Here is a 19780-nt window from a genome sequence, read left to right as displayed (position 1 = left end):
GCACGGCGTGGGCAACGAAAGTCCCTTTCATCACTATTGTATCCCTCAACCGGAAAAGGCCTCAAGGCTGAAGACGCGGAGGCGAGTTGCGATCAGGAGCACGACGAGGGCCAGCAGCCCCGAAACCGCGAGATGAAGGGCGAGCCTGATGCCTGCGCCGTGCGTGTCGGTGACGAACCCGCTTTGCCTCATCGCATGAAGGACGATCCCGAATGCGAGGGCCAGGAGACAGGCCATTGCGAAATTCCAAACGGCTTCGCTGACGCGAATGCCGCCCTTCCAACGGATCAGGTGGAACGCCCAGAGCGTGCTCAGAAAGACAATGGCAGCTTGTGTCCAGGCCAGCACCTCGATCCCGAATGGCGCAGCGGCAACGACGGCAGCGATGGAGGCAACGGCTGTGACGAGGTTGTAGGCAATGACCCAGGATGTCCGGTCGAGGGCCGCGAAGGCGGGCTCGACCAGGATCTGCCCGACGCCCGCCACCCCGCGCAGACCCATGGCATAAGTGACGACCATGGCCGCGAGGTAGGACGGTTGAAACAGCGCCGAAACGGCGTCGCTTGCGAAGACGATGATGACCGCCCCGACCATGCCGGTCAGCAATGCGACCGTACCGGACAGCCGTGCGAGCGGCGGCGCGAGGTCCAGGTCCTGCCGGGCGGCACTGCCGAACTGGGTCGAGGCGAAGTTGCTCATTGGTTGACTCAGGACATCCGTTGCCCCGGTCGCGATCCGGTTGCCGAAGCGGTAGAGGCCGACATTCGTGGGGGAATGAAACAGCCCCAGAAGCACGTCGGCCGCATAGCGGGACAGGAATGCCAGAAGGCGTGAGCCATAGAGATTGCTGGAGAAAATCGCGGCCCTTCGTGCCAAGGGCCTGCTGAAAGTCAGCCGGGGCCAGGTCTTCCCCCCCAGAATGAAGAGCGACGCTCCGAACGCGATACGCGCATAGCGGGCAGCGACCAGTGCATAAAGGGAATGCCAGGACCACAACAAGACCGCACCGCTGACCAGCGCTACAAGGTTCTCCAGGAACACGAAGCGGAAGTTGCGCGCCAGGTGCTTGCGCCTGAGCATCGTTGCGGACGACCAGGCGACAAGCGCTGCGACCGGCTGAGCCAGGGCCAGCAGAAGCAGCACGAACCCGAGTTCGGGCGTGGCGAACACCCATTGCAACGGGTACGCGGCTGCCGCCAGAAGGGCGGATGCCCCGCCGACCAGCATGAGTATCAGCCAGAAACTCGTTGATACTATAAGGTCTTCATCACCTTTGGCCGTTAGGATAAACTGGAATATCCCGGTATATATCAGCGTTTGCACAAGTATCACGAAGACGTTCGCGAGACTGAAAATGCCGAACTCTGCCGGGAGCAGGAAACGAGCTGCCAGGAGTGTCATCACCAGCGTCGAAACCTGTTCGAGCGCACGGGCCACGAAGGCGAACAGCGCCATCCCGCCGCGCTTGCGAACATCGCGCAAGGTTTGCGTGGTTAGCACAGCGGTGGTCATAGGCTCGCGCAGCCTGCACTGGAGTGGTTTGAGAGGCGGTGTTCCGCAGAATCGATCGTGTGCCCGGCCGCCTCGCCCTTGCCTTTGGAGCGGGCGATAGAAGGCGCCCGCGCCGTGGCGGTTGGGTAGTCTAATGTAATGGCCTGGAGATCGACTTTCGGAATGGAAGACAAGCTGTGCGAACTCCAGTTGCTGGTCGCGTTGATGCCTCGGACAGGCGCGCGCATATGTAAGCTTGCGCAGGATTATCAGGGTTCGTCGGATTTTTGTTTCAAAGATGCCGCCGCTGCGGATGAAAATATTGGTCGGATCTTGGTGAAACACCGCACCAGACCCGATCCACACCCGCTAATGGGGCTGCCATTTCCAATATCCATCGGGTCGGGGCGATTTGCGTCCATTGTCGATGTGTCTGTCATCGATCGAGGCAGACTCAATTATTTTCGGTAAAAATACGTAAGTATTATACTGATAATAATGGATAGAATACTGTGATGGATTTCCAAAATGGAGGCATCTTATGTTGCAACCGCGAAGGCGGAGATGATAGCTCCGCGTTAACGAAGAACTAGGGGCACTGACGTGCTCCGGCGGGGAAGCATCATGGGGAATTACCACGCGACAGATATTGCCATGCTTGCAAGACTTCCTTTGCAGGCAAGGTCGAATTTTTCCAGCGCTATTCGGAATGAGCAGCCTAGAGCGATATCAGTCGCAGAGTCTGCGGCCTGGCGCGTCTTTGATTTGACGATTTCGCTTCTTATTCTTGCTTTTATGCTACCTTTTCTAGCCGTGCTCTCGGTGATGGTTTTTGTCAGCGATCCGGGGCCGGTATTCTATCGGCATAACCGGATCGGTCACAGGGGGCGCTATTTTCAGTGTCTGAAGTTCCGCACGATGAAGCTCGATGGCGATGCCATTCTGGCCGCTCATCTCAAGGTCTCGCCTGCGGCCAGGACGGAATGGGACGCTACCCGCAAACTGCGGTCCGATCCGCGAGTCACGCCATTAGGGGCGGTAATGCGGAAGTTGAGTCTCGATGAATTTCCGCAGTTGCTCAATGTTCTGTCGGGTGAAATGAGCCTGGTGGGACCCAGGCCGATCGTCGAGCAGGAAGTCCAGAAATACGGGTCCTATTTCGAGCATTATTGCCGTGTCAGGCCCGGTCTTACGGGCATTTGGCAAACCAGCGGCAGAAGTGACACGTCCTATCAGCAACGCGTCACCATGGATGTGGCTTACGTGGGCAGGAAAAGTGTGGCGTTCGACTTGTGGTTGATGGCCAAGACTTTGCCAGCGGTTCTGGCGGCGAAGGGGTCTTATTGAAAGAATAAACACGCTTGCGCTGGCCGTGAATTTGCAACCGCATCGTAGGTGACAGCGAGCGAACATGCTCGCGGCAATTTTGGCAGTGTTCGTGCGTGATCGGGCCGAGGAAGACTGGTTCGTTATCAGTTTCTTTTCGGTACTGGAGCCTTATGACTTATGTGAGCATTGTGTGTCTGCGCTGTGGGTGCGGAAGTGACGGTACATGTCAATCTTAGCTGCCGCTACGCCCAAGTTCCTTGACGCTAAGTCCGGCGCGGGTTGTGGTCTGATAAAAATGGCATCTGCGCTTCTGATCCACTTCGGGCGCGATATCCGCGATTGCGGGTATTGCCAAAGCTGCGAGGCCAGCGGTGATAGTGACTTTTGCGTACTGCGATTGCTCAGCCGTTTTGGCATTGAGAGCCAGCTACGAGCAGCCTCTGTGGCTCTGTCGTAAGGAGGATCAAACGAGGAGAAGGCGAAGCGAGGAGGCCAACAATCTGGCGCCCGGTCTCAGTTAAAGCACGCCCAGGATAGGCTCGCCCGTGCGGTAATCGACGATGGCAGCGGCGTTGTTCTGGAGAGTGATGAGGTTTTGCGCGGCGATCCTGGCGGGGGCGGGCTTGCCGAACTGGTAGCCCTGGGCGAAATCGCATCCCCATTGGCGCAGGGTAGCGGCTTCCGCGATTTCCTCGATGCCTTCTGCGACAACGTCGATATTCAGCTTGTGGCAGATGTCGATCACGCCCTGGATCAGCGTGGCGCTGCGCATCTCGATCAGGCGGCCGCCGCGAACGAAGCTCTGGTCCAGTTTCAGTCGGTGAATTTCGAATTCGGAGAGGTAGCTAAGCGATGAGTATCCTGTGCCGAAGTCGTCGAGCGCGATCACGTAACCGCGGTCGCGCAGACCCTGGAGGTTGTCGTGAACGGTGGGCGACTTGTTCAGGAGGACGCCTTCGGTGATCTCGAAGCCGATCGATTTCGGGGAAACGTCGAACCGGGCGCGGTTGAAGTCGATCTGGTCGAGCAGCGCAGGATTCTCGAGCTGGAGCGGGGAGAGATTGATCGAGGTGCGCAGGTCCGGCCAGCGGCGGCTGTCGCGGAAGGCTTGCTGGATGATCCACGCGCCGAGTTGCGGCATGAGGCCGAGCTTTTCGATCACCGGGACGAACACGGCGGGCGTGTCCTTGGCGCCGCGCTTCAGCCGCAACAGTGCCTCCACCCCGGCTGGCTTCATGGTGCGCAGGCTGATGATCGGCTGATAGAACAGCTCGAAGCCTTCGTCCTCGATGGCCTTCTTCATCCGCGCTTCAAGGCCCTTGCGGCTCTTGAAGGCCTCGCCGAGTGCGGGATCGTAGACGACGTGGCGTTCCGGTCCCGCCGTCTTGGCAGCGCCTAGGGCGATGTCGGCATGGCGCATCAGGTCGCTGGCGGTATGGCCATGTTCCGGAGCAGCGGCGATGCCGGCAGAGATCGTGACGGCGACGGTTGTTCCGTCCCGCGTTTCGCGCGTGACGGCGATGCCGGTGGCACGGGGGCCGAGGGTGAAGATGTCCGAATTGCCGACGATCAGCACGGCGAATTCATCCCCGTCGAGCCGCGAGACGAGGCACTGGGAACCCTGGAATTCCTTGAGCAACTGCTTGCCGAAGTCGAGGATGACTTGATCCCCGGCACGATGGCCCAGTTCTTCGTTGATGGCGCTGAAATCGTCGATGTCCAGCAGGATGAGCTGACAGGCCTGAGAACCGGCGATCTGCTCAAGCTGCTTGATGAACGTCGTGCGGTTCACCAGCCCGGTGATGGGGTCGAAAAGTTCGAGATAGCGCGCGCGCTGCGAGTTCGTTTCGGCTTCGTCCTTCAGGTTGCTGGCACGATAGGCCACCATGAGGAACAGGCCGAGCACGGCTGCGCCGATCGCCAGGGTGGCCGGGATGACGTATTCGCGGATCGCTTCCCCCGGCATGGCCGGCCGCCATGCAAGGCGGCCCAGCGAGGTGCCGTCCGAGGCTGACAACTGGACGCTTCGCATGTTGGACGGCGCAGCGGTGCGGGGGCCAAGGGCCGTGAACCCATCCAGCATCAGCGTGCTGGACCAGCGATTGAGCAGGGGATCGTCGAGGTAGGTGATGGTCACCAGCGACAAGGGCTCTCCCGCCGCGGGAATGCGGGACGCAGCGACGACGACGGGGACGCCGCGAATCGAGGCGAGATCGGCCTTGGCATCCGGCGCTGCCTTGGCGGCTRTTCCTTCCGAGGCAGGCGATGGGTGGAGCGAGCTGGCGAGATCCTTGGCCGTGTCCTGGATTTCCTCCAGATCGGCCTCGTCGGCCCGGCCGCCGCGGGTATAGCCGTAAATCGCGCCGGAACGGGTGAGGATGGCCACGGTCCGGGTGGTTTCAGCGCTGACGGTCGGCCGTCCCAGCTCATTGTCCAGCCAGTTGGCGGCTTCGTCCGGGCCGAGCGCTGCGATTCGCTGCGCAGGCTCCATGCGGGCGCTGGTGGCTGCGGCCTGGGCTGCAGCACCGGAAAGCGTGCGCGCGATGGTCTTTTCGACTTGCTGCTGCTGTCGGTTCGCCGCGATTCGGTCCATGGACTGCGAGGTCACGAAAAGTGCCGCCGAACCGCCAAGCGTCAGCCCAAGAAGACCAACGATCGCTGCCACCCCCCGGTGACCCGCTAATTTCTGGCCGTTAAGCATTCGCGATCCCTACTTGGTCCCCGACTTTCTGGGTCCTTCGAAGCGATTGCATTAACCTGCTTTCGTCAACAAATCGCAACCAGACAGTCGGGTGCCGGAAATATCTTCGCAACCCTGGGACAGCGGCTGTCTCGCCCCGCGCGCCCTTTTTCCTATTATAGGCGAAAAGTTCAGGCGCAGGCGCGGAGCAGGGTCAGGCCGCTCTCATCTTCGATCAGGCGAAGCCCCGGCTGGCCGGCGACGATGTCCCGGAAGCTTGAGAAACGGGGCGGCTTGAGCAAATATCCTGCCGCGCCGAGTTCGACCGAGCGCCGCTGGTCCGGCCCATAGTCGGAGCCGCTGCACATGATGACCAGCATGTCCCTCAATCGCTCGTCTTCCCGGATCTGCTCCAGCAACCTGAAGCCGTCGACATCGGGCATGTTGATGTCCAGCAGGATCAGGTCGATGTCCGTGCCCGGCGCCGCGAGCAGGCGATGGGCCTCTCGGCCGTCGCGGGCGCTGCGCAAGTTGCAGCGCAGCCGGGGCCGCTTGAACAGCGCGAGTTCGGTCAGTTCAAGGTCTGCCTCCCGGTCGTCCACGATCAGCACATTGGCGATGGATTCCGGCCTGCCCTCCAGATCGCAGGGGGTATCAAGCTGGGCATCGGGCAGGGTGAAGTGGAAGGTCGCGCCATTCCCGCGCGTGGCCGAGCAGCCGATTTCGCCGCCATAGAGAGCGACGATGCGCCGGCAGATCGCGAGCCCGAGCCCGGAGGCTTCGTTGCTGTGAACCAGCCGGCGGAACGGCTGGAACACCTGGTCGATCTCGCTCGGCCGAATGCCGACGCCATTGTCGGAGACGCTGAAACGGTCGCGTCCATCGACGATATCGTGCGCGATCGTCACCGTTACCGGACCTTCGTTGTGAAGAATGGCATTGGCGATCAGGTTCTGGAGCAATTGCCGTAGCTGCACCGGGTCGGCAACGAGATCGGGCAGGGCGGCATGGGTCAGCACGGTACCGCGTTCGGCGATGATGCGGGCCAGGTTCTGGCGCACGTCCTCGACGATGTCCGCCAGGTTGCAGGTCAGCCGCTCGGGTTCGTCCTGAACGTCGAGGCGCGTATATTGGGAAACCGAGTCGATCAGCATGCCCATGCGCGCGGCGGATTCGCCGATGAAGCGCAAGTAGGTTGCCTGCCGGTCGCCGCTTGCGGGTTCGTCTTCGGGCGTTTCGCGCAGGAGGTCGGAAAACGACATCAGCGTGCGCACGGGTTCCCGCAGATCGTGTGCCAGCGCGCGGGTGAAGACGCCCAGACTGGCATGTTGCTCGCTGATGCGCCTCTGCTGTTCCTGGAGGCGATGCACCATGCCCTGGAGGCGGGTGTAGAGTTCGGCGTTTTCCAGCGCGACCGAGGTGGTGTCGGCCAGGGCCTGGAGAATGGCCAGTTCCTCTGCCGTCGGCGCGCGGCGGGACGACCAGTAGTTGCCGATGGCGCCGATGGGCGAGGTGCGGCGGATCGGCACCATCGCCATGCTCTTCACGAACGTGGGGCGATAGGCTTCGACCGGGACGCGCGGATCGGCGTAGATATCCTCGATTACCGCGCTCTGTGCATTGATCATCACCCAGCCGCTGACACATGTGCTCATCGGGAAGCGGCGGCCCTTCCACAAGGGCGCTATGGCGTTCTCCTCCGCGTAGTAGCACATGTCGCCGTCCCGCAGGACGAACGTGGCGCCGTCGGCTCCGGTCAGGTTGCGCGCGGCGTCCCGGACGATGGCGGTGACGGCGTCCAGATCGCGCGCGTGGGACAAGTCCTGCACCGCGGCGACGAGGCGCTCCATGGCCGAAATGTACCACGACGAGGGCTCGGCGGGCGATGCCGGGACACTGGGGGGAGAAAACAGGGTGGCGTCCATGGCAAGCGCCTTCGGTTTCGATCGTGACTGCACCGCACGCGGGTCTAGCGCGCGAAACCTTCCGCAAGCCGAACCCGGCGATATGTATTCTTTCGGGGGTGCCGGAAAGGCGCGGTCAGGGGCAGGCGTTCAGGCCGGTGCTTCGGGCCGGGCACCGGATGCGGCTTCGAATACCGCGCGCTGGTCCGCGAAGGCGCGTTGATAGGCGGGGCGCGCTTCGGCGCGGGCGACATAGGCCAGCAGTGGGGGCCAGGCGTCGAGGAGGTTGGAACTGACCAGTCGGCGCAGCACGGTCACCATCATCAGGTCTCCCGCGCTGAAGGCACCGTCCAGCCATTCGGCGCTCCCAAGCGAGGCGGTCAGTTGCTGGAGGCGGGCCTGCACGCGCTTTTCCAGCATCGGCTGCCGCGCTGCGAACCAGGGCTGCTCCCGCTCGAATATCATCGCCATGGTGCATTCGACGATGGGCGGCTCCACCGTGTTGAGCGCCGCGAAGAGCCAGGCGACGGCCCGCGCACGGGCATCGGCATCCTCAGGCAGGAGACCGGGGTGTGTGCCGGCGAGGTGGAGGACGATGGCGCCGGATTCGAACAGCACGAGATCGCCGTCTTCCAGGCTGGGGATCTGCCCGAAGGGCTGGTGCGCGAGATGTTCGGGCCTCTTGAGCGCTTCGAACGAAAGCAACCGCACTTGGTAGCGCAGGCCCAGTTCCTCCAGCGCCCAGCGTACCCGCATGTCCCGCGCCAGGCCCCGGCCCCGGTCGGGCGAGTTTTCGAAGGCGGTGATGGTGATCGTCATGGCGAGGCTCCAGGCAACGCGGGATCCTACCATGCAGCGAAGCGACAGGCGATCCGGGTTCGTGTGGGCGGGCGGGTTGCCGAAGAGTGCTGTGTCAGGCCGTGCCGTCCACGGCCGCACGTCCGAGGCCGGGATCGTCGGTGAAGAAGGAATCGACACCCGCCGCGATGAAGCGGCGCATGAATTCTATGCAGGCCTTGTCCTGACGCGCCGAATCGCCGCCCGGGCCGCGGAAGTCCGTGGGCAGGAAGCTGTTTTCCGGTCGTACCGTCCAGGTCGAGACGAGCAGGCCGGCCGCATGGGCATCGCGCACCAGCGTGCTCGGCTTGCCCAGCGGGCCGGACTTGCCCGTGGCATCGCCGAAGGGAATGATCCCCTGGAGCACGGGGGCGATCCACTCGGCATAAGTCCTGACTTCGGCCAGACCGGCGGGCGTGAGCATCTGCTTGAACGTGAGGCTGCCCCCGGAGGCGGCGACATCGGCGGGGTGCATGTCCAGAGGCACGGTCAGTTGCAGGAGCTGCAGGCTGCGATAGGCGGCGATGCGCGGGCGCAGCCACTTGAGATTGGCCACCTCGAAGCTCTGGACGATCACCGGGGCCGTCGAGAGATAATGGCTCGCGGCCACGCGGTCGAGGAAGCGCTGTTCCTGCGGCAGGCCGATCCCGGCGAAATAGGTGGAGTGTTTGATCTCGGGAATGAGGCCGATCTTGCGGCCGCGCGCGGCGGATTCCGCGGCCACGAAGTCCGCGATTTCCTCAAGCGTGAGCAGTTGGAACTGGCCGTCGTAGCTCTTGCTTTCGGGGCGCATGGCGCCGAGCCGTTCGACTGCGCGCAGGGTCTTGATCTCTGCGAGGGTGAAATCCTCGGTGAACCAGCCGGTGACCTTTTCCCCGTCGATCGCCTTGGTCGTGCGGCGCTGGGCGAATTCGGGATGGTCCGCGACATTGGTGGTTTCGGCAATGTTGTTCTCATGCCGGGCGATCAGGGCACCGTCCTTGGTCGAGACGAGATCCGGCTCCACGAAGTCCGCGCCCTGGTCGATGGCCTTGGCATAGGACGCCAAGGTGTGCTCGGGCCGCAGCGCCGAACAGCCGCGGTGGCCGATCACCAGCGGCTTCTTGCGCGCGCCTCCAGTTTGCGCGACCGAATTCTGCGGCGCCGCCAGTGCGGGGCCTTGGCCGAGAAGCGTGGCGGCGCCTGCCCCAGCGCCGGCAAGGAGCATGCCGCGGCGGGACAGGGTGGTTTCGGTCGGGTGGTGGTTCATCGCGGTAATCTCCGGGCTCAAGGCAGGGATCGCGGGCAGCGTACCCCGTGCAGAAGCGCGGCGCTGCGGCCATGATCCCGCCTCCTGGCGGGGCGGCAGGGTGGGTCATTTGCGCGACTAGCCCCGGATCATGACAGCACGGGGTCGGAATATCGCCTTGCGTCAGGGGCTTGCCGCGTTGCCGGAAGGGGGCGGCGATTTGCCGCAGCTTTGCGTGAACTCTTGCCCTCGTTCGGGCGTTCAGGCTGCGAGCGTCAGGGGAGCAACCGGAGGGAGGAGCCCGATCATGGAACATCTCAGTTTTCCTAACGAAAGCGCCGAATACCGCCGCGCGCGCAATGAACTGCTCGATGCCGAAATGGCCCTGCGCCGCCAGACGGAAACGGTTGCGGCGATGCGCCGGGCGCTGCCCCCCGGCGGGACGATCAAGGAGGACTACGTCTTCGAGCGCATCGGGGATCATCAGCGCCCGGAGCAGGTGCGGCTGTCGGAACTGTTCGCGGGGAAGCCCAGCCTGATCCTCTACAGCTACATGTTCGGTCCCGAGCGCGACGAGCCCTGCACCGGCTGCACGCATCTGCTCGACGGGCTGGACGGGGCCGCACGGCATGTCCCGCAGGCTGCGGCGTTCTACGTCGTCGCCCGTTCGCCTTTGGCCCGTCTGGTGGCCTGGGCGCGTGAACGCCGCTGGCCGCATCTCCGGTTCCTATCGGCCGAAGGCAGCAGCTACACACGGGACTATTTCGGCAACACGGCCGGCGTAACCCCCGCCATGCGCCAGGAACGCGGGTACGAGGACGGCAAGGACTGGGACGAGCCGATGATCAACGTCTTCCGCAAGGATGGCGGCGAGGTTCGGCATTTCTGGGGCGGCGAACTGCTCTACGCCCCGGAGGAGCCGGACCAGCACCATCGCTCGCTGGATGCTTTGGACCCGGTCTGGGGCTTGCTGGACCTGCTGCCCGAGGGACGCGGGGATTTCTTCCCGAAGCTGAGCTACCGCTGACCGGGGGGCTCTAACCGCGCTCCCAGCGCGCGTCCCTGTTTGGACGTGGCTCCATGAGACTTGCGGATCGGCATTTCCTGCGTTAGCGCCCCGGTGCCCGCTCGATCCGTCAGGATCGGCGGGCAAGATCGCGCCGGTGCCTCGAACGAGGCTTAATAGGGAACGCGGTGAGAGGGTTCGTCCCTCGAATCCGCGGCTGTCCCTGCAACTGTGAGCGGTGAGCAAGATGCCGTGGCTTCCCCCGGGAAGCCGGCCACTGGATCGCGGGCGCCCGGCGCCACGGTCCGGGAAGGCCGAGCATCGCGCTTTGACCCGCAAGCCAGGAGACCTGCCGGCGCATCGGTCGCTCTTGCCCTGGCCCAGGGATAGGCCAAGGCTCGGTACTCCGCGTGAGCGACGAAGCCGTGCGGCTGGGGCTGCATCGGCGCGCAGGACGGGCGTTCATCGCGCCCGCCCGTCGTTGCGTGCGGACCGACGCCCGTCGGCAAGCCCCGGTCATCGTCGCTGCGCGCGAGAGGATGATGCCGTGCGGCAGGATGAAACGCGCGTCCCGATGACAGGCTTCGCCTTGCGCGGATGGTGCCCGGATGCCTGGCGTCCGATGATGGCCGGAGACGGGCTGATCGTGCGCGTGAAGCCCCGGCTGGCGCGCCTGACCGCGGCCGAGATCGCGGTGCTTGCCGATCTGGCGCGCCGTTTCGGCAGCGGTGCGATAGACATCACCAATCGCGCCAATCTCCAGATCCGCGGTGTCCGCGAGCAGGGCTGGCAGGATTTGCTGCGCGCCCTGGTCGACCGGGGCCTGGTCGATGCCGACGCCGGTCTGGAGGGGCGGCGCAACCTGCTTGTCGCACCCGGCTGGGATCGCGGGGACGATACCGCGCGGATCGCGGAAGAACTCCTGGGCCGTCTGGCCGAGTTGCCCGAATTGCCCGGAAAGATGGGCATCGCGGTCGATGCCGGCCCCGTCGCCACGCTGCTGGACAGCCCTGCGGATTTCCGCATCGAGCGCGCGGAAGCCGGCGGCCTGCTGCTCCGCCTCGACGGGCGCGAGAGCGGGGTTTCCATTCCGCTGGAAGAAGCCGCAGACCGCCTGATCGCGCTGGCCCACTGGTTCGTGGAGACCGGCGGCGCCGCTGCCCGCCGGGCCTCGCGCCACACGGCCGCTCTTCCGCAATGGGCGCGGGGGGATAGCCGTCCCGCCGTCGGAGCCGCTGCGCCGCATGGCTACGGGGTGCCGTTCGGGCGGATCGAGGGGGAGGCACTGGTGCGGCTGATGGCAGCGACCGGCGCTGCGGCGCTTCGCGTTACACCTTGGCGGCAGCTTCTGGCGGAATCCGACGTGCGAGAGCCGGTGGAGGGCTTCATTCTCGATCCCGGCGACCCGCTGCTGCGCGCCGATGCCTGTCCGGGCGCGCCGACATGCCCGCAGGCGACGGTCGAAACGCGCGAACTGGCGCGCCGGTTGGCGCCGCATGTGTCCGGGCGCCTGCACGTTTCCGGCTGCGCCAAAGGCTGCGCGCGCGCACGGCCGAGCGACGTGGTCCTGACCGGGCGCGACGGCGCCTTCGACCTCGCCCTCCGTGGCCGCGCGGGCGACCCGCCGACGCGGGGCGGCCTTTCTCCCGACCATGTCCTTGCCCATTTCGGAGCCTCATGAATGGCGCATATCTACGAAAAGGATGGCGCGGCCATCTATCGCCAGTCGTTTGCGACGATCCGCGCCGAGGCGGACCTCGCGGCTTTTCCCGCTGACGAGGAGCGCATCGCGGTCCGCATGATCCACGCCTCGGGGCTGGTGGAGCTGGCGCGGCACATCCGCTTCTCGCCCGGATTCGCCCGCGCGGCGATGGCGGCGCTGGAGGCGGGTGCGCCGATCCTGTGCGATGCGCGCATGGTGGGCGAAGGGATCACCCGCGCCCGGCTTCCCGCGGACAATGCGGTGATCTGCACGCTCCAGGATCCGCAAGTCCCGCAAATGGCGCAGGCGATGGCGAATACCCGCTCGGCGGCGGCGCTCGAACTCTGGCGGCCGCACCTTGGCGGGGCGGTGGTGGCCATCGGCAATGCGCCCACCGCGCTGTTCCACTTGCTCGACATGCTGGAGGACCCCGATTGCCCGCGCCCGGCAGCGATCATTGGCTGTCCGGTCGGCTTCGTGGGGGCGGCCGAGTCCAAGGCCGCCCTATGGGATACCTGCCCGGTGCCCTGCTGCATCGTCGAAGGAAGGCTGGGCGGCAGCGCGATCACCGTGGCCGCGGTCAACGCCATCGCGAGCAGCGCGGAATGAGCGTGGGAACCGTACACGGCGTCGGACTGGGCCCCGGCGCGCAGGACCTGCTGAGCGTTCGCGCCGACCGATTGGTGCGCGGAGCCAGGCATGTCGCTTACTTCCGCAAGGCCGGCCGGCCCGGTCAGGCGCGGCGGATCGTCGAGGGCATGCTCCGCGCCGATGTCGTCGAGCATGCGATGGAATATCCGGTGACCACGGAGATTCCGCTGGGAGACCCGCGCTACAACGCCTGCCTTTCCCGCTTCTACGCAAGCTGGACCGAGCAACTGGCGAAGCTTGTCCGCGAGGGCGAGGATGTCGTGGTGCTCTGCGAGGGCGACCCCTTCTTCTACGGCTCGTTCATGCACCTCTATACCCGCCTGGTCGAAGCAGGGGGCAATGCGGGGCCGGCACCGGTGCCGGTCGCCGTCGTGCCGGGGATCACCGGAATGTCGGGCGCCTGGACGGCATGCGGCGCGCCGATGACCTGGGGCGACGATGTCCTCACTGTCCTCACCGCCACGCTACCGGAGGCAGATCTGGCGCGGCGCATTCGCGATACCGACGCGCTCGTGGTCATGAAGATCGGCCGCAACCTGGCCAAGCTGCGCCGCGCCGTCATCGCTGCCGGGCGCGAGGGGGAGGCCTGGCTGGTGGAGCATGCCGCGATGGCCGAGCAGCGGGTGACGCCGCTCGCCGAGGCGGAAGCCGTGACGCCCTACTTCTCGATCCTGCTGATCCACGGACAGGGGCGCCGGCCATGAGCGGCTGGCTCGCCATCGCCGGGCTGGGGCCGGGCGACGAGACGCTCGTCACGCCCGAGGCCTCTGCGGCCCTGGATGCCGCCACCGACGTGATCGGCTACGGCCCTTATGTCGCCCGGGTGGCGCCGCGCGCGGGCCTGCGCTTCCATGCCAGTGACAACCGCGTCGAATTGGAGCGCGCGGCCCATGCGCTTTCGCTCGCGGCCGAGGGGCGGCGCGTGGTGGTGGTCTCCTCCGGCGATCCGGGCGTCTTCGCCATGGCGGCGGCCGTGTTCGAGGCCTGGGAGCAGGGCCCCGCCGACTGGCGCGAACTCGATATCCGGGTCCTGCCGGGCATCACCGCCATGCTGGCGGCGAGCGCGCGGGCGGGCGCGCCGCTGGGCCATGACTTCTGCGCCATCAACCTTTCCGATAATCTCAAGCCCTGGGAACTCATTGAGCGCCGATTGCGGCTGACGGCGGAAGCGGACTTCGCCATGGCCTTCTACAACCCGCGTTCGAAGGCGCGGCCGGAAGGTTTCGCGCGCGTCCTTGAGATCCTGCGCGAGGCTTGCGGGCCGGAGCGCCCGATCCTTTTCGCCCGCGCCGTCTCCACGCCCGAGGAAGTCCTGACCATCGTGCCGCTGGCCGAGGCGCGGGCGGAGATGGCGGACATGCGCACCATGGTCATCGTCGGATCGAGCCGCACCCGGCTGGTGGCGCGAGACCGCGGTCCGGTGCTCTACACGCCGCGGTGGGCGGAATGAGCGAGCCAGTCCAGCACTTGCTCCACCCGTTCCAGCGCGCGGCGGGGCGGGATCGCGGGGCGGTCTATCATCGTCACGGCAAGCCCCAGTTCGCGCGCGGCTTCGAGCTTGGCCGACGCGCCGGAGCCGCCTGCGTTCTTGCAGACCAGCAGGTCGATCCGGTGCGTACGGAGCAAGTCCGTGTCGCGCGCCGGCGTGAAGGGTCCGCGGTCGATCACGAGGTCGTGATGCGGCAGGGACGGCGCTTCGGTGGGGGCATCCACGAAGCGCAGCAGATAGCGGTGCTGGGGCTGGGCCGCGAAAGCCTCGACGTGCATCCGGCCGAGCGCCAGCATCACCCGGCGCGGCGGACCCTCCAGGCTGGCGACGGCGGCGGCAAGGTCTGGGACCTGATGCCAGCGATCCCCGCCGCGCGGTGCCCAGGGCGCCCGCGTCAGCGCCGCCAGCGCAATGCCGGCGGCCTTGGCAGCGGCAATGGCATGAGCGCTCATCGTGGCCGCGAAGGGATGCGTTGCATCGACCAGATGGGTGACGGCGGTTTCGCGCAGATAGCGCTCCAGCCCGGCAATGCCGCCGAAGCCGCCCACGCGGACCGGAACCGGCTGGCTTCGCGGGCTGGCCACCCGTCCGGCATAGCTCAGCACGGTGTCGATCTCGCGCTCGGCCAATGCCGCGGCGAGGGCGCTCGCCTCGGTGGTGCCGCCCAGAATGAGGACGCGGGTCATGTCTGAAGCTCCCCAAAAGCCATGGCTGACGATCGTCGGTGTCGGCGAGGACGGTCTGTCCGGCCTCGGCGAGGCGGCCCGCGCCGCCCTTGCGGCGGCCGAAGTGGTGACCGGCGCCGCCCGCCACCTCGGCCTGCTGGCGGGGCTTAGTGCGGAATGTCGGACATGGCCAGTGCCGTTCGAGAGCGGGCTGGCGCCGCTGCTGGCGCTGCGGGGGCGGCGGGTGGTCATGCTGGCTTCCGGCGATCCGTTCTGGTTCGGCGCGGGTTCGGTGGTGACACGGGCGCTCGACCGCTGGGAATGGACCGCGCACCCGGTGCCCTCGACTTTCGCCCTCGCGGCCTCGCGGCTGGGCTGGCCGGTCGAGGCGACACCGTGTCTGGGGCTCCACGCGGCGCCGCTGTCGCGGTTGCGTCCGCACCTTGCGCCGGGGCAGCGGGCCCTGGTGCTGCTGCGCGAGGGGGCGGCTGCCGCGGAACTGGCCGATTATCTCGCGGCGGAAGGGTTCGGGGCATCGCAGCTCACGGTGCTCGAAGCGCTGGGCGGCCCGCGCGAACGGATCCGGCAGGTGGCAGCCGAGGGCTTCGATCTGACCGACGTGGCTCATCCCGTCGCCGTGGGCGTGCTCTGTGCGGGGGAAGGGCGCGTCCTGCCCCGGACGTCCGGACGCGGCGATGACTGGTTCGCGAACGACGGCCAGATCAGCAAGCGCCCGCTGCGCGCCCTGGCGCTTTCGGCGCTCGCGCCCCGGCCCGGCGAGATGCTTTGGGACATCGGCACGGGATCGGGCTCGATCGCGATAGAATGGCTGCTCGCTCACCGCGACATGCGGGCCGTGGGCTTCGAGGTCGATCGCGAGCGCGCGGCGCGGGCGCGGGGCAATGCCCTGGCGCTGGGCGTCGATCATCTGCGCGTGGTGGAAGGACGCGCCCCCGAGGTGCTGGAAAACCAGCCCCTGCCGGATGCCGTCTTCGTGGGCGGCGGGCTGGGGGCGCCGCTGCTGGAGCGGCTCTGCGGTCTCCCCGCTGGCACCCGGCTGGTGGCCCATGCCGTCACGCTGGAAAGCGAGGCTCTGCTGGCCAGGGTCCATGGCGAGGTGGGCGGCACGCTGCTGCGCATCGAACTGGCGCAGGCCGCGCCGCTGGGCACGCGGCGCGGCTGGAAGGCCCACTATCCCGTCGTGCAATGGAGCGTGACCTTGTGATCGTGGCCGGCTTCGGATTTCGCGCGGGCGCATCCCTCTCCTCCTTGCGTGACGCACTGGCGCGGGCCTGCGCGGACCGCGCCGAACCGGACGTTCTGGCCGCGCCTGCCGACAAGATCGCGCTGCTGCGCTTGCTTGCTCAGGAGCGACAGGTTCCGGCAGTCCCCGTCGCTGGCGAAGCGCTGGAAGCGGCGGCGACGGCGACTCTGTCCGCCGCCAGCCTTGCCGCTCGCCGTACCGGCAGCGTCGCCGAAGCCTCGGCCCTGGCGGCGGCCGGTCCCGGCGCCCGGCTGCTGACGGCCCGCCATATCTCGTCCGATCGCATGGCCACTTGCGCCATGGCCCAGGGAGCCAGTTCATGACCGTACACTTCATCGGCGCCGGTCCGGGCGCGCCCGACCTGCTGACCTTGCGCGGCCGCGACCTGATCGCGTCGAGCCCGGTGTGCCTCTATGCGGGCTCGCTGGTGCCCGCCGCCGTGCTGGAGCATTGCCCGCCCGGGGCGCGGATCGTGAACACCGCGTCCCTGGATCTCGACGCGATCCTTGCGGAGATCGCGCAGGCCCATACCGAGGGCCATGACGTGGCCCGCCTCCATTCCGGAGACCTCTCGATCTGGTCCGCGATGGGCGAGCAGATCCGCCGCCTTCGCGCGTTGGGTATCCCCATCAGCGTGACGCCGGGCGTACCGGCCTTCGCCGCCGCTGCGGCGGCGCTGGAGACCGAGTTGACGGTCCCGCGTCTGGCGCAGTCGCTGGTGCTGACGCGGACACCGGGCCGGGCCAGCGCGATGCCGGAGCGCGAAAGCCTTTCCGCCTTCGCCGCGACCGGCAGCACCCTGGCGATCCACCTTTCGATCCACAACCTTGCCGCGTTGGTCGCGGATCTCGTGCCACACTACGGCGCGGACTGCCCGGTGGCGGTGGTCTGGCGGGCGAGCTGGCCGGACGAGAAGGTCGTGCGGGCGCGGCTGGACGGTGTGGAGCAGGCCGTGGCGGGCACGATGGAGCGCACGGCCCTCATCCTGGTGGGACGGGCTCTGGAGGTGGAAGAGGGCGTGGCGGCGGAAAGCAGCCTCTATGCCCCCGACTACGATCGCCGCTTCCGGCCGCAATCGGCGCAATCGCCATTCGCTTCCTCGGGCCTTGCCGGGGAGCTGGAGCCATGACCGGCTCGGTGGATCTCCACCTGATCGGCATCGGCACCGGCAACCCGGACCACCTGACGCTTGCGGCCATCCGCGCGATGAACGGGGCGGACCTGATCCTGCTGCCCCGCAAGGGCGAGGCGAAGTCCGATCTGCTCGATCTGCGCCGGTCGATCTGCGACAGCGTGTTGACGGAAGAAACGCGGGTCGTGGAGTTCGATCTCCCCGTCCGTTCGGAAACCCCGCCTTATCTCGAAGCCGTGGATGCCTGGCACGCCGCGATTGCCGGGGTCTGGGCGAGCCAGATCGACCGGCACCTGCCGGAAGGCGGCACGCTGGCACTGCTGGTCTGGGGCGATCCCTCGCTATACGACAGCACCCTGCGAATCGCGGAGCGGCTGCAGCGCGGGGGGCGGGCGCTGAGGGTCCATGTCGTGCCGGGCATCACCAGCATCCAGGTCCTCACGGCGGCTCACGGCATTGCGCTGAACGGTCTGGGAGCGCCCGTGACGATCACGACGGGACGGCGCCTGCGCGACGGCGGATGGCCGGGCGACGCGGAAACGCTGGTGGTCATGCTTGACGGCACTTGCGCCTTCGCCGCGCTGCCGCCGGAGGGCCTGTCGATCTGGTGGGGTGCGTACCTCGGCATGCCGCAACAATGCCTGATCGCGGGCGACCTGGCGCAAATCGGCCCGCAGATCGTGCGTCGCCGTGCCGCGCTTCGTGCGGAGCATGGCTGGATCATGGATGTCTACTTGCTGCGAAAGTCCGGTTCAGGCGCCTAGCCCGGAAGAAGCTACCCCTTGCCCGATCTCGTCGGCATGCATATGGACCATATATGATTCGTATATGGTCCATAAGGTAAAGGCCGGTTGCATGGGTATCGTCAATATCGAGGATGAGCTGCACGACCAGCTCCGCAAGGCCAGCAAGGCGTCCTATCGTTCGATCAACGCGCAGGCGGCTTTCTGGATCAGGATCGGCATGCTCTGTGAGTTGAACCCACAGCTCACGTTCCAGCAGATCGTCATTCGCGAACTCAGGGAGGCGGGGGTCGACCCTGACGATCTGGCCTGCGGGGCGCGCGTGCCATGATCAAGACGCCCGACGAAATCGAACTCATGGCCGAATCCGGCCGTCTTCTGGCATCGGTGTTCACGTTCCTAGATGGACAGCCGCTCGCCGGGCGGACGACGATGGAGATCAACGACCTGGTGGAGGACATGATCGTCCACCAACTGGCGGCGCGGCCCGCCAGCAAGGGGCAGTACGGCTATGGCTATGTGCTGAACTGCTCCCGCAACGATGTCGTGTGCCACGGGGTCCCTTCCGAGACCAACCCGTTGCGGGCGGGAGATATCGTCAATTTCGACATCACCCTCGAAAAGAACGGCTTCATTGCCGATTCCAGCAAGACTTATGCCGTCGGCGAGATCGCGCCTGCGGCCGCGCGTCTGGTGAAGACGACATATGAGGCCATGTGGAAAGGCATCCAGGCGGTTCGGCCCGGCGCGCGGCTGGGCGATGTCGGCCACGCCATCGAACATCACGCCAAGAAAGCCGGCTATTCGATCGTGCGGGAATATTGCGGACACGGCATCGGCCGGGAAATGCACGAGAAGCCCGAAGTGCTCCATTTCGGCCGGCCAGGTACCGGCGTGAGGCTGGAAGAAGGCATGGTCTTCACGATCGAGCCGATGCTGAACCAGGGGCGGCGCATGGTCCGCACAGAGGATGACGGTTGGACGGTGGTGACGGTGGACGGCAAGCTGTCCGCCCAGTTCGAGCACACGGTGGCGGTCACCCGGAATGGCGTGCGCGTCCTCACCCTGCGGCCCGAGGAAAGGCTTCCGTCGCGCGGCAAGACCGCCTTGCGCCCGGCCCGGGCATAATCGCGATGACCTAGATTAATTTCGGCGGATCGGCGGCAACTCCCCTTCGCGGGCGGGGTTATCGGGCACAGACACCGAGCATGCAGGTGTGCCGAAGCGGCGGCCTGCGAGAGCATCGGTGCCATCTCATCCCAGCGAGGATAGCCCATGGCCAAGACCCCCACGAAAGCTTCCGCGAAGCGTGCACCCGCCCAAAAGACGCCGTCGAAAAAGACGCCGTCGAAAAAGGCTCCATCTGACATCACCGCCGCCGACATCGGCGGCGAAACGCGCGCCAAGGCCGACCCGGTTCCGGCMGAYGCCGCGATCTCCCATAGCTATGCCGAGACGCAAGGWTCCGGCGGAGAAACCCGYCAGAGCGCGGGGGAGGGCGTKGCGGCGCTGACGACCCAGCAGGGCGTGCCGGTTTCGGACGACCAGAACAGCCTGAAGCAGGGCGCGCGCGGGCCGACGCTTCTGGAAGACTTCCATTTCCGCGAGAAGATCTTCCACTTCGACCATGAGCGCATCCCCGAGCGCCGAGCGTGTCGT

General features: G+C 66.3%; 20 protein-coding genes and 1 riboswitch. Of the genes, 14 read left to right on the top strand and 6 right to left on the bottom strand.

The features are described 5' to 3' along the window. Positions 1-45: 45 nt before the first annotated feature. Entirely contained in the window at positions 46-1512 is a 1467-nt protein-coding gene (locus AB4Z00_RS04495; RefSeq protein ID WP_442045091.1) for an oligosaccharide flippase family protein, read from the bottom strand. 162 nt (positions 1513-1674) lie between these two features. Between AB4Z00_RS04495 and AB4Z00_RS04490 the strand changes: the two genes are divergently transcribed. Further along, positions 1675-1962, top strand: a complete 288-nt coding sequence (locus tag AB4Z00_RS04490; RefSeq protein ID WP_442045090.1) for a hypothetical protein — start codon at positions 1675-1677, stop codon at positions 1960-1962. A gap of 153 nt (positions 1963-2115) precedes the next feature. Then, on the top strand, positions 2116-2838 hold the full coding sequence (locus AB4Z00_RS04485) for a sugar transferase (protein WP_442045089.1): 723 nt from the start codon (positions 2116-2118) through the stop codon (positions 2836-2838). Positions 2839-3337: 499 nt separating this feature from the next. Here AB4Z00_RS04485 and AB4Z00_RS04480 read toward each other — a convergent pair whose 3' ends face one another. The 4 genes from AB4Z00_RS04480 to AB4Z00_RS04465 form a co-directional block, all read right to left on the bottom strand. Next, positions 3338-5485 carry a putative bifunctional diguanylate cyclase/phosphodiesterase gene (locus AB4Z00_RS04480; protein ID WP_442045088.1) on the bottom strand — a complete coding sequence of 716 codons (2148 nt, stop codon included), beginning with the start codon at positions 5483-5485 and terminating at the stop codon, positions 3338-3340. Between the two features lie 206 nt (positions 5486-5691). Continuing rightward, positions 5692-7425, bottom strand: coding sequence for an ATP-binding protein (locus AB4Z00_RS04475; RefSeq protein WP_442045087.1), 1734 nt, complete (start codon positions 7423-7425; stop codon positions 5692-5694). 129 nt (positions 7426-7554) lie between these two features. Beyond that, positions 7555-8223: a glutathione S-transferase family protein gene (locus AB4Z00_RS04470; RefSeq protein ID WP_442045086.1), complete on the bottom strand. Its 669-nt coding sequence runs from the start codon at positions 8221-8223 to the stop codon at positions 7555-7557. A gap of 94 nt (positions 8224-8317) precedes the next feature. After that, positions 8318-9490, bottom strand: a complete 1173-nt coding sequence (locus AB4Z00_RS04465) for a glycerophosphodiester phosphodiesterase family protein (RefSeq protein ID WP_442045085.1) — start codon at positions 9488-9490, stop codon at positions 8318-8320. Between the two features lie 286 nt (positions 9491-9776). Between AB4Z00_RS04465 and AB4Z00_RS04460 the strand changes: the two genes are divergently transcribed. From AB4Z00_RS04460 to cobJ, 5 genes are all read left to right on the top strand, one after another. Beyond that, complete coding sequence (locus tag AB4Z00_RS04460; protein WP_442045084.1) at positions 9777-10496, top strand: DUF899 family protein; 720 nt, start codon at positions 9777-9779, stop codon at positions 10494-10496. A 122-nt stretch (positions 10497-10618) separates the two neighbouring features. After that, positions 10619-10846: riboswitch (cobalamin riboswitch) on the top strand. Positions 10847-11022: 176 nt separating this feature from the next. Next, entirely contained in the window at positions 11023-12156 is a 1134-nt protein-coding gene (locus AB4Z00_RS04455; protein ID WP_442045083.1) for a cobalamin biosynthesis protein CobG, read from the top strand. After that, complete coding sequence (locus tag AB4Z00_RS04450) at positions 12157-12786, top strand: precorrin-8X methylmutase (RefSeq protein ID WP_442045082.1); 630 nt, start codon at positions 12157-12159, stop codon at positions 12784-12786. It abuts the gene before it with no gap. Then, positions 12783-13532 carry a precorrin-2 C(20)-methyltransferase gene (gene cobI / locus AB4Z00_RS04445; protein ID WP_442045081.1) on the top strand — a complete coding sequence of 250 codons (750 nt, stop codon included), beginning with the start codon at positions 12783-12785 and terminating at the stop codon, positions 13530-13532. The genes AB4Z00_RS04450 and cobI overlap by 4 nt, the downstream gene beginning before the upstream one ends. Then, positions 13529-14278 carry a precorrin-3B C(17)-methyltransferase gene (gene cobJ, locus AB4Z00_RS04440; RefSeq protein ID WP_442045080.1) on the top strand — a complete coding sequence of 250 codons (750 nt, stop codon included), beginning with the start codon at positions 13529-13531 and terminating at the stop codon, positions 14276-14278. Before cobI ends, cobJ begins: the two co-directional genes overlap by 4 nt. Here cobJ and AB4Z00_RS04435 read toward each other — a convergent pair. Then, the gene (locus AB4Z00_RS04435; RefSeq protein WP_442045079.1) at positions 14254-15003 is read right to left on the bottom strand and encodes a cobalt-precorrin-6A reductase; all 750 of its coding nucleotides are present in this window, start codon (positions 15001-15003) and stop codon (positions 14254-14256) included. The two genes, cobJ and AB4Z00_RS04435, sit on opposite strands and share 25 nt — an antisense overlap. Between AB4Z00_RS04435 and cbiE the strand changes: the two genes are divergently transcribed. The 7 genes from cbiE to AB4Z00_RS04400 all read left to right on the top strand — a co-directional run. Then, positions 15002-16207, top strand: coding sequence for a precorrin-6y C5,15-methyltransferase (decarboxylating) subunit CbiE (gene cbiE, locus AB4Z00_RS04430; RefSeq protein WP_442045078.1), 1206 nt, complete (start codon positions 15002-15004; stop codon positions 16205-16207). The genes AB4Z00_RS04435 and cbiE overlap by 2 nt on opposite strands. Next, entirely contained in the window at positions 16204-16569 is a 366-nt protein-coding gene (locus tag AB4Z00_RS04425; protein ID WP_442045077.1) for a cobalamin biosynthesis protein, read from the top strand. The genes cbiE and AB4Z00_RS04425 overlap by 4 nt, the downstream gene beginning before the upstream one ends. After that, a complete protein-coding gene (cobM, locus tag AB4Z00_RS04420) occupies positions 16566-17375 on the top strand; it encodes a precorrin-4 C(11)-methyltransferase (RefSeq protein ID WP_442045076.1) in 810 nt (269 codons plus the stop codon). The genes AB4Z00_RS04425 and cobM overlap by 4 nt, the downstream gene beginning before the upstream one ends. Then, positions 17372-18142, top strand: coding sequence for a precorrin-6A synthase (deacetylating) (gene cobF, locus AB4Z00_RS04415; RefSeq protein ID WP_442045075.1), 771 nt, complete (start codon positions 17372-17374; stop codon positions 18140-18142). The genes cobM and cobF overlap by 4 nt, the downstream gene beginning before the upstream one ends. Positions 18143-18233: 91 nt before the next feature. Further along, the gene (locus tag AB4Z00_RS04410; RefSeq protein ID WP_314468591.1) at positions 18234-18452 is read left to right on the top strand and encodes a ParD-like family protein; all 219 of its coding nucleotides are present in this window, start codon (positions 18234-18236) and stop codon (positions 18450-18452) included. Further along, positions 18449-19249 (top strand): type I methionyl aminopeptidase, encoded by an 801-nt coding sequence (gene map, locus AB4Z00_RS04405; protein ID WP_442045074.1) that lies wholly within the window; start codon positions 18449-18451, stop codon positions 19247-19249. Before AB4Z00_RS04410 ends, map begins: the two co-directional genes overlap by 4 nt. Before the next feature lie 147 nt (positions 19250-19396). Beyond that, positions 19397-19780: catalase (locus tag AB4Z00_RS04400; protein ID WP_442045073.1), on the top strand; the 384-nt coding region annotated here is incomplete at its 3' end.

Origin of the sequence: Novosphingobium sp. YAF33, assembly GCF_052113265.1 — a bacterium.
In the GTDB taxonomy this organism is placed as follows: Bacteria; Pseudomonadota; Alphaproteobacteria; order Sphingomonadales; family Sphingomonadaceae; genus Novosphingobium.
The sequence above is the reverse complement of the archived record's forward strand: the minus strand, read 5'-3'. Positions and strand labels throughout refer to the sequence as shown.

Coding starts and splice junctions, on each gene's coding strand:
- AB4Z00_RS04495 (WP_442045091.1), bottom strand. CDS start 1,512: ATGACCACCGCTGTGCTAACCACGCAAACCTTGCGCGATGTTCGCAAG.
- AB4Z00_RS04490 (WP_442045090.1), top strand. CDS start 1,675: ATGGAAGACAAGCTGTGCGAACTCCAGTTGCTGGTCGCGTTGATGCCT.
- AB4Z00_RS04485 (WP_442045089.1), top strand. CDS start 2,116: ATGGGGAATTACCACGCGACAGATATTGCCATGCTTGCAAGACTTCCT.
- AB4Z00_RS04475 (WP_442045087.1), bottom strand. CDS start 7,425: ATGGACGCCACCCTGTTTTCTCCCCCCAGTGTCCCGGCATCGCCCGCC.
- AB4Z00_RS04470 (WP_442045086.1), bottom strand. CDS start 8,223: ATGACGATCACCATCACCGCCTTCGAAAACTCGCCCGACCGGGGCCGG.
- AB4Z00_RS04465 (WP_442045085.1), bottom strand. CDS start 9,490: ATGAACCACCACCCGACCGAAACCACCCTGTCCCGCCGCGGCATGCTC.
- AB4Z00_RS04460 (WP_442045084.1), top strand. CDS start 9,777: ATGGAACATCTCAGTTTTCCTAACGAAAGCGCCGAATACCGCCGCGCG.
- AB4Z00_RS04450 (WP_442045082.1), top strand. CDS start 12,157: ATGGCGCATATCTACGAAAAGGATGGCGCGGCCATCTATCGCCAGTCG.
- cobI (WP_442045081.1), top strand. CDS start 12,783: ATGAGCGTGGGAACCGTACACGGCGTCGGACTGGGCCCCGGCGCGCAG.
- cobJ (WP_442045080.1), top strand. CDS start 13,529: ATGAGCGGCTGGCTCGCCATCGCCGGGCTGGGGCCGGGCGACGAGACG.
- cbiE (WP_442045078.1), top strand. CDS start 15,002: ATGTCTGAAGCTCCCCAAAAGCCATGGCTGACGATCGTCGGTGTCGGC.
- AB4Z00_RS04435 (WP_442045079.1), bottom strand. CDS start 15,003: ATGACCCGCGTCCTCATTCTGGGCGGCACCACCGAGGCGAGCGCCCTC.
- cobM (WP_442045076.1), top strand. CDS start 16,566: ATGACCGTACACTTCATCGGCGCCGGTCCGGGCGCGCCCGACCTGCTG.
- cobF (WP_442045075.1), top strand. CDS start 17,372: ATGACCGGCTCGGTGGATCTCCACCTGATCGGCATCGGCACCGGCAAC.
- AB4Z00_RS04410 (WP_314468591.1), top strand. CDS start 18,234: ATGGGTATCGTCAATATCGAGGATGAGCTGCACGACCAGCTCCGCAAG.
- map (WP_442045074.1), top strand. CDS start 18,449: ATGATCAAGACGCCCGACGAAATCGAACTCATGGCCGAATCCGGCCGT.